8 protein-coding genes are annotated in these 14,598 nt (G+C 56.3%); 2 read left to right on the top strand and 6 right to left on the bottom strand.

Annotation, left to right across the window (positions count from 1 at the left end; genetic code table 11):
* Positions 1-957, top strand: a 957-nt coding sequence (locus ACP5E6_RS12305) for a helix-turn-helix transcriptional regulator (RefSeq protein ID WP_427954532.1), incomplete at its 5' end; no start/stop codon positions are given.
* A gap of 248 nt (positions 958-1,205) precedes the next feature.
* Positions 1,206-3,395: a DUF262 domain-containing protein gene (locus ACP5E6_RS12300; RefSeq protein ID WP_427954531.1), complete on the top strand. Its 2,190-nt coding sequence runs from the start codon at positions 1,206-1,208 to the stop codon at positions 3,393-3,395.
* 206 nt (positions 3,396-3,601) lie between these two features.
* Here the strand turns inward: ACP5E6_RS12300 and ACP5E6_RS12295 are convergent, their stop codons facing one another.
* From ACP5E6_RS12295 to ACP5E6_RS12270, 6 genes are all read right to left on the bottom strand, one after another.
* On the bottom strand, positions 3,602-9,457 hold the full coding sequence (locus tag ACP5E6_RS12295) for a DUF3320 domain-containing protein (protein ID WP_427954530.1): 5,856 nt from the start codon (positions 9,455-9,457) through the stop codon (positions 3,602-3,604).
* Between the two features lie 236 nt (positions 9,458-9,693).
* Positions 9,694-11,760, bottom strand: a complete 2,067-nt coding sequence (locus tag ACP5E6_RS12290; RefSeq protein ID WP_427954529.1) for a UvrD-helicase domain-containing protein — start codon at positions 11,758-11,760, stop codon at positions 9,694-9,696.
* A gap of 124 nt (positions 11,761-11,884) precedes the next feature.
* Positions 11,885-12,457 (bottom strand): hypothetical protein, encoded by a 573-nt coding sequence (locus tag ACP5E6_RS12285; RefSeq protein ID WP_427954528.1) that lies wholly within the window; start codon positions 12,455-12,457, stop codon positions 11,885-11,887.
* 108 nt (positions 12,458-12,565) lie between these two features.
* Positions 12,566-13,006 (bottom strand): DUF6508 domain-containing protein, encoded by a 441-nt coding sequence (locus tag ACP5E6_RS12280; RefSeq protein ID WP_427954527.1) that lies wholly within the window; start codon positions 13,004-13,006, stop codon positions 12,566-12,568.
* A complete protein-coding gene (locus ACP5E6_RS12275) occupies positions 13,003-13,641 on the bottom strand; it encodes a hypothetical protein (RefSeq protein ID WP_427954526.1) in 639 nt (212 codons plus the stop codon). Before ACP5E6_RS12275 ends, ACP5E6_RS12280 begins: the two co-directional genes overlap by 4 nt.
* Before the next feature lie 14 nt (positions 13,642-13,655).
* A partial coding sequence (locus ACP5E6_RS12270; protein WP_427954525.1) for a modification methylase occupies positions 13,656-14,598 on the bottom strand: 943 nt, incomplete at its 5' end.

Here is a 14,598-nt window from a genome sequence, read left to right as displayed (position 1 = left end):
CTTGCTGTTCTGCTTTCGGGATCGCGAGCGGGATTATCGCTCGACGAGATGGCAGAGCATCTCGATGTCGGCCGTCGGACAATCGAACGGTTACGTGACCGGATCGAGGAGATCTTTCCTCAATTATCGTTCACCGATGGCGAAGACCGGGTTCGGCGTTGGCGTCTGCCTCGCGAGACCCTGCCAGCATTGCCGGCGCAGCCAGGTGCAATTGCAACCTTGGAGACGCTGGCACGCGAGCTATCGGTCAAGGGCGACGACGCACGTGCGTCCGATCTGAAGGATGCTGCGGCGACTTTGCGGGCAATGATGACACCGGCGGCGCTCACGCGCTCCGAACCGGATATTGAGTTGCTGATGCAGGCGGAAGGCAGTGCGGCAAGCCCTGGACCGCGGCTGAAGCTGGATCGGGCGCTGTTGAGCGACCTGCGGCGAGCGATTCTTGGATCGAATCTGCTTCGCTTTAAATACCGCCCCGCCGAGACGACGCGCGCGGCCTTACGGACGCTTTGCCCCTATGCAATCCTGTACGGACGACGCGCCTACCTGATCGCGCATACTCCCGGCGCGGAAGCAATGCGCCTCTGGCGGATAGACCGGATCAGCGACCTGACGATCTTGCCTGAGGTGTTCACGCGACAAGCATTCGATCTGGCGGCGTATGCGGCGCAGTCCTTTGGCATATTTCAGGAAGAGCCGCTGGACGTGGTGCTGCGCGTCGCGCCGGAAGCGGCGGAGGAGACTCTGTGCTGGCTATTTCACCCTACGCAGGTGATGGACCGCGAGGCGGATGGCGCGTTGCGGATCGCCTTCCGTGCCGGTGGGATGCAGGAGATGTGCTGGCACCTGTTCACCTGGGGAACCGCAGTGACGGTAGTGGCGCCGGAGAGGTTGCGGGAATGCCTAGCAGATTTGGCGGCCGAGGTCGCGGCGCATCATGAGAATGATGCCTCTTAAGGCTGCGACATGAATAAGAAAATGGAAAACAGTTTAGAGGCAGAGTTAAACGGGAGAAAATAATGCCTTTTCAGAATGGCAGATCGGTCAGGGGTATGTGGTTCCGATGCTGGCACCGGGAACGCTACACGCGACGTTCGCCGATCTTCCCGCGATGTCTGCGGTGCATTTCGACTGGGCAGCGTAAACAACCCTACAAGCTGAGCGAAAGCGTGTGTGAATTCAGAAATTGCGTTAGGGTATAGACAATGAACGAAATATGCGATCAGCAAGGTGTCCCCTTCTGTAGGCTTTTCAGCGGGGGTAAAACGGTGGAGCTAATGACCGTTAGCCGCCTCGCTGAGTGGTTCAGGAGCAACGAATCAGGCCTACTACGGCTGCCGCCGATCCAACGCTCATTCGTGTGGCGCAATGAGCAGATCATTAATTACTGGGACAGCCTGATGCGCGGCTACCCAGCCGGCATGATAATGGTGACACGGACGGACCATCAGCACGATGAGGGTCGGAACCTAAACAACAGGACGGAGACGCTCCCCGAGATCGCGTTCCACCTTTTCGACGGTCAGCAGAGGTTACTCTCGCTTCTACTCGGGCTCGGCGAGGGAGTGCTTGGCAAATCGCTCCGGCTTTGGGTGGATATCAAGGAAGAGCCGGAAAATTTGGGAGATCGGCTGTTCATGGTGCGCATGAACAGCACTGGTCAGCCATTCGGCTACAGACCCAAGACACCCAATCAAAAGATTAGCGCCGAGGACCGACGACACGCACATGGTTCCTGGCCAACCGAAGACGGCAAGCCGAAGCGGCCGGATACGATCTTCAACGAGATGGCAATGACGGACCCGGGAACTCTGATGTCTGCCAAATGCGCCGTTCGGCTGAGCTACGTCGTCAAAGAGCTAATGAAATCTCAGGAAGAAAATATCCGGGACAAACTTTTGACACTTGCGCGACTTACCGCTCACGGCGCCGGATCTGCCTACATCGATGACTTTCTTGCAGGGCTGAAGAAGGCGCTTAATGCCGAAATAATCGTCAAGCTCGTGGACAACTCCATCCTGAAAGAGAAAGATTATCGTATCTTTTTCGCGCGGCTCGGGCAGGGGGGCACACGGCTTTCTGACGAGGAGCTGACCTACTCACTTATTAAGAATTGCTATCCTCATGTGCATGACCGGGTCGACGATATCGTAAAAAACTCTGGTCGGTTCACGTCGGAGGTTGATCTGGTACTTGGGGCCTTGCGCGTTGCACAGACGCTCGAGCCTTGGAAAGACTCCCAGGAGTGGGAGCGGGCCGGTAAGCCAACACCGGAGCGTGTCCAATTTGTGCAGGACAAGGGAGCGGAAACCACTGAGCGTTGTTTTCGATCAATGTTGCCAGCCGATAAGGCTGCCCCTCCCAGGCTGGAAACAGCGATCAAGAATCTCCGCTGCGGTCTGCGTTACGACCCAGAAAGAAATCCTTGTGGGCTGCCATCCATGCTACTCGCGCGCCTCCCCCCCGATTTACTGGACGTGCTCCTCCTGTTTACATTCAAGCGTGATGAAGGGCGGGCGTGGGAGGGGGAAGATCGTGCGACGCTCATCGCCTTCGTTCTCCACTGGCTCATTTTCGTTGGAGACGACAGTAAGGCGGCCTATGCCACGTTTGTTCAGGCCGGTGTCAAAGATTGGGCCGTTGAGCTTAACTCGGTGGCAGCTTTACTTCATCATTTCGAGACTGTCGGTGTCGCACGCCGTGCGCCACGGGCCACCGACTGGCATGATCTCGAGCAGGAAGTGAAGAACCGTGGATCCACGTTGGCAAAGTGGGAAGAGCGTTTCAGGAGCGGCAGAGATGGTCAGGACCACGCTGGTCCCGGCGAAGCGCTGCGGGTGCTATCCACGCACGCCGAGCTTCAGAGGCGGGCACTGTTCTGGTTACAGCGTCGCTACCTCACGCGAACCTTCCCGCATTACGACCCAACCTCGACGCGCGATGACGACCTGCCGTTCGATCTAGACCATGCGATTCCACAAGAACTGTTTGGGTTTCACTGGAGCGCCCAGCGGAAGCCTCGTGGCCTTTCTAGTCCTGAAGAGAGCAATTTCAGAGACTTGCGCAATACGGTCGGCAATTCACTTGGAAATGTAAGGTGGCTTGCCGCGGCCGATAATCGTGGACGCGGTATGGGACAAATCGAAGATGCACGACCCGACAGCAGCGACACGCCTCCGTTCGATGACCATATCGATAGACGTTCGTGGAACAAACTGATTAACGTGGACGGCAGTCCAAAAACGTGGACACCAGATGATGTCGCGGCATTCCAGCGACTAATCGATGGCCGCACTTTGTCACTTACCAAAGTGCTGATGGGGGAAAGTGGCATAGCGGAACTAATCGACGTCGCTGACTGCTTGAAAAAATCATCTGGCGCGTCGAGTCGGTGAAGCCGGACGGATCGTTGCGTATTCCGTTGATCGCGACCATCCATTCCGGCGGATCGCAATCGCTGATCCCGGCGATCGCGATCATGATGTTAACCATGCCTGACGCTGGCGCGCGGAACGACTTGACCCGGTGTTGTGGGCTAGCGCTGACGGTTGAACAGGTATCATTGCTATTCGGTGATTCCAAGTTGGAACCGGAATTATGGTTACGGAGAACGTCCTAATGCAGATTCAATCCGCGCGCGTGCGGTTGCGCTGAGCCGTCTCACTTCGAAGAAACGGGCGATCGCCAAAACGATATCGCTTTCATCTCCAAGCTGCTCGCCTGCCGCAGCCAACTCTGCGAACGCAATGTCATCGATTTGCCGAATATCATCGGCACTATCGGGTCGGCGGCAGGCTTTCCAGCCGGAAGCCGAGGCTGTGTCCGGCCATACGAAAATCCCTTCGTCGGCGGCATTGGTCACGTGATGCAAAGATCGCGCAAGATGCATGACGCGTTCGCGGATGATGCGACCGGCGCGTTGAAAACCGTGAGCACGAGCTATCCGTTGAACAAGTAACGATTCCGAAATCGGCGCCTCAACACCAAGAATATGTGAAATCAGCAAGGATAATGTTGTATCATAGTTCGAATCGTAGAATTGTTCGGGCTTAAGTCGATCATTGAAAAGGGTAATGTCCGCGAAGTGGTACTGCTGAAACATCGACTTTGGCATGCTCATTGCGCGTGCAAACTCAATATCGCGCTCAGATGCGTTCTCCAGCCTCGGGGGGGGCGTGCCCACAATCTGACCTTTAGTGATTGGAACATTCGGCATCTGTGAGATGGAATTCTCTAATGCCGTCGTCGTTGACGACTCTGACGATTCTATCTCCGGAATAGCACATTTTGTCGCTTCGGTGACGCGGTCGTCGGCGAGACACTGCTCGATGGCGCGATGCAGTCGATCGGCCGCTCCTTGCTTATCGATCCACCAATCGGTCGACCAGATGCGGAGCAGTTTCCATCCTAGATCTTCAAGAATCGCTGCTCTGATTTTATCACGATCGCGCGCCGTCGCGGCGCTATGATAAGTTGCGCCATCACACTCGATGCCAACGAGATAGTCGCCGTGTCGATCAGGATGGATGATGCCCAGATCGATACGGAACCTGGAGACTCCGACCTGAGGCACGACAACCCAGCCGCGTTTTCCCATCTCGATGGCAACAGCGATTTCGAACGGCGATTCGTAATCGCCAACCGATCCGCGAACTGCGGTGACCAGTGCGCGCGGTCCGCGCTCGGCGAATTCGAGGAAATGTTTCAGATCGGCGATTGCGCGTGCGCCAGTGCGGGTGAGGTCAATCATGCCAGGACCGAACGATGTAAAGATGATCATCTCCTGCCGTGATCGGGTAAGGGCCACATTGAGTCGTCGCCAGCCGCCCGCAGCATTCAACGGGCCGAACGACATCGACATAGTCGAGGAACCCGCTTCGGTTGGGCCGAAACCGATACCGAGCATGATAACATCACGCTCATCACCCTGTACCGTTTCCAGGTTTTTTACCACCACCGGCTCGGCAAGATCTTCGGAGAAATGTCGTTCGAGTGCCGCGTTTTCCCGCCTCGCTTTGTCGAGCAGATCTTCAACTAGTCGCTGCTGATCGACATTCAGAGTAATGATGCCCAGTGTCCAGCCGCGCGCGATGAAATCCGGATTGGTGAGTCGAGCAACGGCAGAGTCGACCAGAACGCGAGCCTCAATCTGGTTGGTTCGCCCAGCGCCGCGAGCGTACGCGCCGGCGGTCATTTGCCAAGATACCGCACTGGGCCGGGTTTGCGGCGCCGGAAACGTCACTAAGCGATTTTCATAGTAACGATGGTTGGAAAAAGTGATTAGGCTTTCATGACGGCTCCGATAATGCCAGGTTAGACTGTGTTGCGTGACACCTGCGGCGAGACATTCATCAAGAATGCTTTCCATATCCGCTCCGCCCTCGTCATCACCTTCGTCGCTCTTGCGCGCGAAAAAATTCGTCGGCGGCATTTGGCGCGGATCGCCAGCAATGACGACCTGTCTGCCTCGCGCCATTGCACCGATGGCGTCCCATGGCGCGATTTGCGAGGCTTCGTCAAAAATAACAAGATCGAATAGAGCCTGATCAGGCGGTAGATATTGTGCGACAGACAAAGGGCTCATTAGCATGCAAGGCGCAAGCCGCGTAAATGCTTCGCCCATTTCACTGGCAAGCTGCCTGATCGGTTTATGAGCGCGTTTAAGTTGAAGCTGATGTCGCAGTACAGCATACCCGCCTCCCTGGCTGGCAGCCTCTTTGTCGGGGATCAACCCGCATAGTTTTGCTTTAATGTAGCGGACCGACAACGCCGCCAGATTGTGATCAAGTCGACGAAACGCTTTCACCTTGTCCAAGTGGTCAGTCGCGGCAAAACGCCGGAGATCGGGCTCGGCATCGATCTCGCCGCTCGCAAACCAATATGCATAGGCCGTTTCAAAGCACGATTGGGCCATGTCAGGCGATAGCTGACCAGATTCGATGGCTGCAATAATCGGAGACAAGCCCATCGCGATTGCGTCGTTACGCGACCGCTGCCAGTCCGTCCACGGCTTTAGGCGACGGGCATGGCTGATGACGGCCTGTGCACTGTCTCGAAGATCGGCGAAGGTTTCGCTGTGGCGTAATTCACCGTGGCTTATGAAAGATTGAGTCGTGATCTCACAGACTTGAGCGGCGTCTGAAAGACGCTTAACCGCAAGGGATACGGGGCCATCCGATGCTAGAAGATCGTTGCCATCGGACAGCAGAAGTGTAAGCGTGTAACGGAGTTGTGTTAGCGCCGACAAATCAGCAGCAAGGACCGATGTGGATGACCGTAGTGCTTCGACGATGTCGATGCTGATTTGCAGCCGATCAAGATCGGTTGCAACGCCCGCCCAGTTCGACACACCCGCAAGTGCAGGTGTCAGAACATCAAGTCTAGCTAATTCCTGGGCCATTGTTTCAAGCCGAGGGAGATCCTTGGCTGGGTCCGGTGGCCCGGCTGTACCCCCGACATTTGCCAAGGTTTGAATCACTTTTTTGCAAGCACCACCCTTGAACAAGAAAAACTTCTTGTTCGCAGCAATCCATTCTGTATTGAGCGCGGCAAGATCGAGTCTCCGAACCGCTTCAGTTGCATAGCTCGTCGAGAGCATAGCCTCGATCTCACGATAACGCTGTAGGCACGTTATCGCCTCACGTAGCTTCGCTATCCATTCGGGAACTTGGGGCGCAAAAGCAAAGCTCAGATCATACCCATGAGCTTTCGGCAATAACATGGCGAGACGTAGCCAATGGCCAAGTTGTGTACTGGTTTCGGTGATGGGATCAAGACCAGTCACGGACGCGAAGCTCTGACATGCCTGGCATAAATCACTTTCGGCGGAGATGAACCCACGTGCCGCTTCCACCAACGTGTCCTGCCAGGCGTTCGACCATTCCTGCGTCGCCAGATTTCCAAGCCCGGTCGGCACATCAAACACTTCGCTGCGCGCGAGGCAGAGGCGCCGCATCGTTTCACGTGTTGCTGCCAACTCTACCGCACTGTGCTGACAACCTAGAGGAAAGACCAACCGTGGCGTCATCTCGGTCCAATCCCGCACAACGCGGCCAATCGCACCATGCAGCGTCAGTCCGTTCGCATGAGGTCGATGCAACAAGGCGACGATCCGGTTCAATTCGTCGCGAAGCCGTTTGACCTCCGCTGCTTCACTTGCCCACATTGCAGCAGCCATCTGGTCACGCGTGGTCCAAGCATCGTCGAGCTGGCGTAGCACCTCGGTCTTGGTCGCCTTGGCTGAGTGCAATTCGAGACAGAACGATCCAAGTCCTACTGTCGCAAGACGCCGCTGAACCACCTCCAGCGCCGCCATTTTCTCAGCGACGAATAATACGCGTCGGCCACGGGCAAGATTATGGGCGATAATGTTGGCGATGGTTTGCGATTTGCCCGTACCAGGGGGGCCATCGAGCACGAAATCATGACCCTCGCCGGATGCGACGATCGCTGCAATCTGTGAACTGTCCGCGGGCAGCGGAATGAACAGATCAGCCGGATCGATACGCTGGTCAAGGTGCTCCGGGCGGGGGAACTCTCCGCGCGCGGGAAACGCAGCCTGCCCCCGCTCAAGTAGATGACGTACGACCGGGCTCTCCTTCAACATGGCCGCCCGATCGACCAGATCCTTCCACATCAGATATTTTGCAAAGGAAAACGTGCCAAGCACCACATTGGGTACCACCTCGAACCCTGTCATATCGCGGATCGCAGTTCGTACCGTCGTCCAGATCGCCGCAACGTCAATCCCGCTACGGTCCTCAGGCAAAGGTCCAGCCAGAGCCGGTATCGTCAAGCCGAAATCCTGGCGCAGTAATTCAAGCAGTGTCAGATTGAAGCGGGCTTCATCTTCGTGCCGCGTCATGATGATTTTTGATACGGCACTTTTACGTTCGAGCCGAACTGGCACCAGCAAGAGAGGCGCTTGGTAGAATCGTTGCTCGGCTGGTGATTTTCGCCACTTAAGAAAACCCAGGGCCAAAAACAGCGTATTGGCTCCACCCTCGGCAAAATCGGTTTTGGCCTGGCGGAACAATTCGATCAGCGTGTTATCGAGTTTCCCCTCCTCGCCCTCGGCCAGAATTTCATGTCGCGCCATCGCCTCTGTCGCTAGTTCCGTACGCAAATTTTCATTATTTTGGGTTGCGTAGAGTTTTTCATCGCGCCCGCCGGGCTGCAAATCGGGCATCGCGACGATTCGGATTTTCTTTCCGTCGGCCAATTGATCCTCGAGCAACGCGGCATCGGGACAGATCAATCGGATGAATTTGGCACTCGCCGGCACGTTCAGCAATCGGTTTGCTGTAGTCAGATTAAGCAATTTGCGCTGCCACATCGCAATGCGATCGATGGGACTGAGCGCTACGTCTGGCTCTGCACTTTCCGCCTCAAAATCCGATAAGTTTGGCGGCGCCTCCAACGCCTCAAACACAGCAGGCGCGTTGGGCTCGGCTAGTTGAGCGGGATCCGCCATTGCGGCCAGAGGGCGGATGCGTTGCATCCGCGCGCGAGCAACATCGATCGCCATTTCAAAAGGCGCATCGGCATCTTCGGCAAGCTGACGACGTCCCTGCGCGATAGTAGCGGAGAAGCTGGGCGGGTGCGCATTGGCAGCCAGGGTCGTTTCGAACACAAGCAGCTCATCAAGATCGAGCCGACGGCGCAGAGCCGCGGCCTCGTCGGTGATCAGGCTGGGCATCACGCCGGGCTGCAACCACACCCCCGCAAATGCATGACCCCGTGCCAGAACAATTATCGGATTCAGACGGGCCTGCTCCAGGGCTGCGGCGAAAAGTACGGTGAGATCGAGGCAAGTAGCGACGCGCCCCTGCAGGATTGACCCAGGCGACCGAATTTTCTGACCCTGCTGCTCGAAACTTGCCGGCGGCAATGCGTAGCTGAGCCGCAATTCGCACACCGCGGCCCATAGAGCACCCACCAATTGCCACACCCGCTGGCGGGATTTGCTCTCATATCCATCGATCGCATCTGGTTTGCCGGCGCGCCGCAGCACGTCCGATGCAGTCTTCAGAATTCGGTCGATTGCCGGGTCGTTCGGCATCACGAAGGCTGGCAGCAATTCCGCCATCGAGCTCATGCCGCCCCATTCGGTGCGGGCGAGCAAATCGATCGGATAGACCATCGCCGCGAGCTCAGTCTCATCCTCGGTCAGTCGCAGCGTGATCGTCCCGGCGATAGCTTCATCAAGGTCGCCCAAAAATGCGGCGTTGAGCGCAACGTCGCGATCCATCACCTGGCGTGTATCGCCCGGTGCAAGGTGAGCGAGTGCCCACATGCGCGGCGCGAACGCAGGAGGATCAGCAGTCAGCATGAGCTTTAGATTCTGGTGCGAGACTGAACCATGATTTATAATCGACAGCTCGCGCAGCAACGGCACAGCATTTTGATGCGAGGCAAAACCGATCTTGGTTGCAACGATCGCTCGAATTTCAATCATCAAATCTTCCCAGAATCAATCCACGCTCAATGACGTCAGGTTAGCATGAAGCCAGTCGATCGCCACAAGTGTTTCAATGCGGTTCGAGCGATTCCGGGCGCGTGATCTGATTTTTTCAAGCCGCTGAAATCACGGACCGCAATTCAATTTTGTCTCCGCGTCGCGGGATTTTAAACATACTTATCCCCGTATCACGCCCCGGCCGATCGGTCCGGTATCAACAATTCCGTAGCCCTTTAACGGAAATCATTGAGGTATTCTGACGCCGGAGAGACGCCTGTGAGAAGGAGGTGTTCGCGCGCCCGGGTGCAGGCCACATAGAGCAACCGGCGCTCCGTTTCATAGATGTCGTCAAGCTCCGCTTCGTCCGCCGCATCGGCAACGCGCTCATCCAGCGGGAGTATGCCCTCGTCGCATGCCATGACGACCACCGCGCGGAATTCCAGCCCTTTGGCGAGGCTCATCGGAACCGTCACGATCTGAGCGGCGCCAGCCAAGCCACGAATGGCGGCCTGGGCTCGGGCAACGAGTGACTGAGTGCGGACGAACACACCAATCTCATGAGCGGCAATCCCATCGGTAAGCCAGGTCTCAACGACCCCTCGAACAAGGTCTGTCTCGGCTATGGGGTCCGCCACAGTTTCGACGTCTGGCACCGGGCCGTCGAACACCGAAACGATCCCGCGCCGTTCGTCCTCCAGTCCGTCGGCATCGCGCAGAACCGTCGGCAATAGCCGGTCCGCCGCGCGCCGGATCTGTTGGGACGTGCGGTAACACACCTTCAGTATGAACGATCGCCCGCGAACATCGACGCCCAGACCTGCCCAGGAATAGGGATGTTGAAAAATGCGCTGACCGGCATCGCCCGCTAGGAACAGATTATCGTTGCCCGCCGGTGCCAGGGCGGCAAAGAACCGCAGTTCCGCCGGTGCGAGATCCTGCGCCTCGTCGATCAGGACATGGTCGAACGGTTTGATCGGTCGCTGGCTCAGTGTCTCGGCCAGTTGGGTGAACACCTCGGCCCATGTCGTATAACGCTCGGCCTTCAGCGCATCGCGGACCGCCTGAAAGATCGGCCACAGCTTCGCCCGCTGATTGGGTCCGAGCCTGCTCTTGCGCCCCATGCGCTGAACGGTGGTGTACGCCTCCAGCGTCGTCAGCCCCCAGGCGTCGATCACATTCGTCCATTCGGACAACAGAAAACGGTCGGAGAAGCCTTTCAACTGGGCTGCCGCGCTCGCCAGCCGGTCACGCAAGACGCTCTCCGAGGCGATCCGCGGTCGTACCCCGAATTCCAACTGAAACATCTGCTCGGCGATTCCCCGGAACGACGCCGTGGTGATCCGCGGCACGATGCTGCCAGTCTCGGGGGCCAGCACCAGCAACTTTTTCGCCAACGAATCGGCAAGCGGTTGCGAGAAACTGGTCAGCAGTATTCTCGCATCCGGATGATCGCGTGCGAGCCGAACGGCCCGATGCAGGGCAACGATCGTTTTCCCCGTGCCGGCCGATCCCGCCACCCGCGCCGGGCCGGAAAAGGACCGTTCGACCAGGGCGCGCTGCGAGGGGTGAAGGAAGACGCCCCATTTATCCCATGGATACGCCAGTGCGAGTTCGAGTTCTTCGTGACTAACGATGAGTCTGATCCGCCGGAGCGCATCTGGGTGGGTATAGGGATCGATCTGCGGCGGCATTGCCACCGGACGAATGAAGCGGCCGGACGTTGCATACTCCAGCAACGCCTCCGCCGCTTCGCCCGGCAAGTGCGCTGCCAGCGCGAAGAAACCGTCTTCGCTCGTAGCCCGAACGTCGGCCAGCCAGTCAGGCGGCACACCGATGGACAGAAGCGCCTCATCATCCAGCGCGGCAAACGGGTAGGCGATATTCAGTTCGGTCGTTCTGTTCGGCGTCGGCGTCGGCGTTGACACCGTAAATTCGAACGATGGTTGCGGTACAACATCCTCCACGCGCTCGCGAACCTCAACAATCTGGATCGCCCCGGTGCGCGGATGCGCCTCAATCCGTCGGCGCGTCGCCCATGCATAGGCATCATCATGATGGCCGACATAGGCGAGCAGTAGATCAGACCCAGTCTTATGGATGACGATCCGAATATCCTGGTTGACCCTGACCGACCAGAAATTTGGGTCTTTCGACTTGTCGATCCGGTGGAACTGTAACCCCGGCCGCGAGGGATCGACCTGTAGATCAAAAACCGCCGTCTTAACCACTTTTTGCTCTTGGGCAGAAAGACGCGCAATTGCGGCGGTGAACGCATCAGCAATACGGAAAGTGGCGGTCATACCGGAATGAGGCCGATTATGGTCGATGATCCGCCCCCTTCTGAGTAATCAGAGATATGTCTGAGCGCCTTTCTCCTCATCGGTTGGATCGCCCGCGATTACATCTCACCAAGGCAATCCCGGCTCATGTTCTCAGTAGCTTGTCGTTTAGCCGTATCTCGCCAAGCGTTACATCGAAGGCCTCGGCAAGCCCCGCATATCTTTTACAAAAGTCATGCCAAGGTTCAACCAACTTTGCATTATCGAACCAATAATCTGGCGCAGCCAAAATAATGGCACGGCGGAGTTCAGAATAAGGTTGCATCTTAGTAGATTTGGAAGTCGCAAGAAGATGAAGAAAATATCTAACGACTTGAGAGTCATATATGCCATAACTTAGTTTGGCTTTTTCTTTAACTTCGATATAAATCCGATTTTGGCCAGACTTTCCTGACCGAAGGACGATATCTGGCGTCATTCCGCCCGAAATGTCCATCAGAACATTGTGTTTGTCTGACACCTCCCGCTGATGATTCCAGAAGGAGGTATCCTCAAAGACATCATAATCAAACGTACCGCATAAAGATCCAATTGAACTCTCATTCGTCAATGTTTTCACGGGAATTGTGGAAAGTGAGTCGGGATTTCCACATGAACTCCTAATTTTCTCTACAAGCCATCTTTGCCAATCAACTTCAGTCTTGGGCACGTCCAACATCGTCTTTACCTCAATTGTTAAAGATCGTCTGACGATAGAACGCCCGAGCCTCACGGGAAAGACCCTTGTAGGCTCGGACTGCTTAAGCATCGTTTAGCGATCCTGCGGTCACGGATCGTCCGTGGTTGCTTGCGCGAGCGCGTCGATCCGCCGAACGATGCGCAGGACGAGTCCGGTTTCGAACGCATTCAGCACTGTGCCTTCGGCAAACCGATCCTGACGGATGATCACCGTCATCAGTTTGGCAACTTGTTCCGGTGTCGCCCCGACCAGAGCGGTTTCATCATCGCGTAACCGGGCCGCCTCTTTTGTCCCAGCCCACGCTGGCCAGTCGAAATGGCCGACGACCCAGCCGTTGTCATAGATAGCAGCAATAAACGCCTCGACCTTGTCGCTGAGAACAGCGTAGGGAAACGAGAGGCTTCCATCCGCATTTGGTGTCATACCCCTCATCGCTCCTGGGCTGAAACCCGGGGACTCGAAGTCAGGCAGAAATTGCGCAAGGGCGTTAAGTTGCTGTGCCGTGAATGGGCCGATCGTTTCTGTCATTGCGATCCAATCAGACGTTCTGGTTCGTTGGGATGTTGAGGTCTCCGGCGATAAACTTGGAATTCGAGCTCTTCCATCAAACCTGATACGGAATGGTTTAGATAATTGCAGACATTTTCAATGATTGTATTTTCCGTGGCACCTGGGTGCCGTATCCGTTCAGAGAATATTCTCTGCCAGAATATTATGTCCATCACAGATGATTTTATCCAATCAACGTTACCTTGATATCCCGCAAACCATCTAATGGTAGGAACAACTCCTATTTCTGGAGCAAAGAAAAATCCAGCGTTCTCCTCATTACCAAATAAACAAGCGCCAACAAAAAAACCACGTAGCTGACCGCCTTGTATTTCATGCAAACTATTTCGGATTTCTGTACGAGAGACGTTATCAACTGTTCCATTTACATTGATTTCATCTCCATGGCCACCAATGTAGAGATATCGTTTATGCGCGTTTGGAAGAAAAATATTATTAAGAATTGCGCGAAACGACTGAACGTTCGTAAAATTTTCATAGTGGTAGTTATGTATATTGTTAAACTCCATATCTACAAGCAAATCAAAAAGTGATTTGACCGAAACATTTCTATTATTCTGCCAGCGTCCTTCAAGCACCACAAGACCAGACATCTTAACCTCCTTTACTAAACTTTAAACACCTTCATCACCTCGTCCCCGAAGTGATTGATCACCTTCACCGCAATCCGCCCACTCTCCGGCCGTTCGAACGGACGGGATGTGTCGGAATACAGTGTGGCCCAGGCATCCTCGTCGATTTCCGCCTTCAACGCGGTTTTCAGGCTCTTGTACGGGTCGTTGGCGCCGAGGAAATAGGCGTGGCGGACGAAAAAGCTTTCGTCGTTATACGCGGTGTCGATGAACCAGGCGGCGATGCCGGCGGTGTCGTTGGAGCGGATGTCGCCGGTGTTGGGGTCGAACACGTCCACCCCGTTCACCTTCACCCGGATTTCGGTGCCGCCGGCATCGAGGATCTCCACATCCGGCTCGCCGAACACCACGAACATATTGCCGCGCCCGGTGTTTTTCAGCTCGGCCGACATGTGCATGTCCGGGTTGATCCGGGCTTTCAGGATTGTCAAACTGCCGAGGCTGCCGAGTTCGGTGGAGTGCGCATCGAAGTTGAAGGCGCAGGCGATCAGCACATCGAACCGCGCATCCACCGCCTCGCGCGCGGCATTGACGATGTCCTGCCGCCCCACCGTGCCGTATTCCGGCCCGATGAAAATCGCGGCGCGGCGCTCCCGCCCGTCCTCACCCTCGATGAATTTTCCTTCCGCGCCGATATATTTGCCCGCCCAGGGGGTCAGGCTGTCGAAAGTGATGCGGTCGTTTTTCTTTTCCTGCTTCACGCCTTCGGATTTGAGATAGTCGATCACGATGGCGGCGAAATCCTGCCCTGCCGGACTGGCATCGGCGGGGCTGGCGTCGCCGAGCAGTTCCTCCTCGCTGGCCGGGAGCACGCGATGCGGCGAGAGGCTTTCGACCGTGAACGGGCCGGCGACGCGAACACGCGCATTGTCGGTATAGGGTTTGTCGTACAGATATTCGACATCGGCGCGCGCGGCG

It is taken from the genome of Acidiphilium sp., from assembly GCF_049977125.1.
Taxonomy (GTDB): Bacteria; Pseudomonadota; Alphaproteobacteria; order Acetobacterales; family Acetobacteraceae; genus Acidiphilium.
This window is presented reverse-complemented; position numbering and strand designations above follow the sequence as displayed.

What these genes read in the sequence shown, in the direction of transcription:
- ACP5E6_RS12290 (WP_427954529.1), bottom strand. Translation starts at nt 11,760, where the DNA reads ATGACCGCCACTTTCCGTATTGCTGATGCGTTCACCGCCGCAATTGCG.
- ACP5E6_RS12285 (WP_427954528.1), bottom strand. Translation starts at nt 12,457, where the DNA reads ATGTTGGACGTGCCCAAGACTGAAGTTGATTGGCAAAGATGGCTTGTA.
- ACP5E6_RS12295 (WP_427954530.1), bottom strand. Translation starts at nt 9,457, where the DNA reads ATGATTGAAATTCGAGCGATCGTTGCAACCAAGATCGGTTTTGCCTCG.
- ACP5E6_RS12280 (WP_427954527.1), bottom strand. Translation starts at nt 13,006, where the DNA reads ATGACAGAAACGATCGGCCCATTCACGGCACAGCAACTTAACGCCCTT.
- ACP5E6_RS12275 (WP_427954526.1), bottom strand. Translation starts at nt 13,641, where the DNA reads ATGTCTGGTCTTGTGGTGCTTGAAGGACGCTGGCAGAATAATAGAAAT.
- ACP5E6_RS12300 (WP_427954531.1), top strand. Translation starts at nt 1,206, where the DNA reads ATGAACGAAATATGCGATCAGCAAGGTGTCCCCTTCTGTAGGCTTTTC.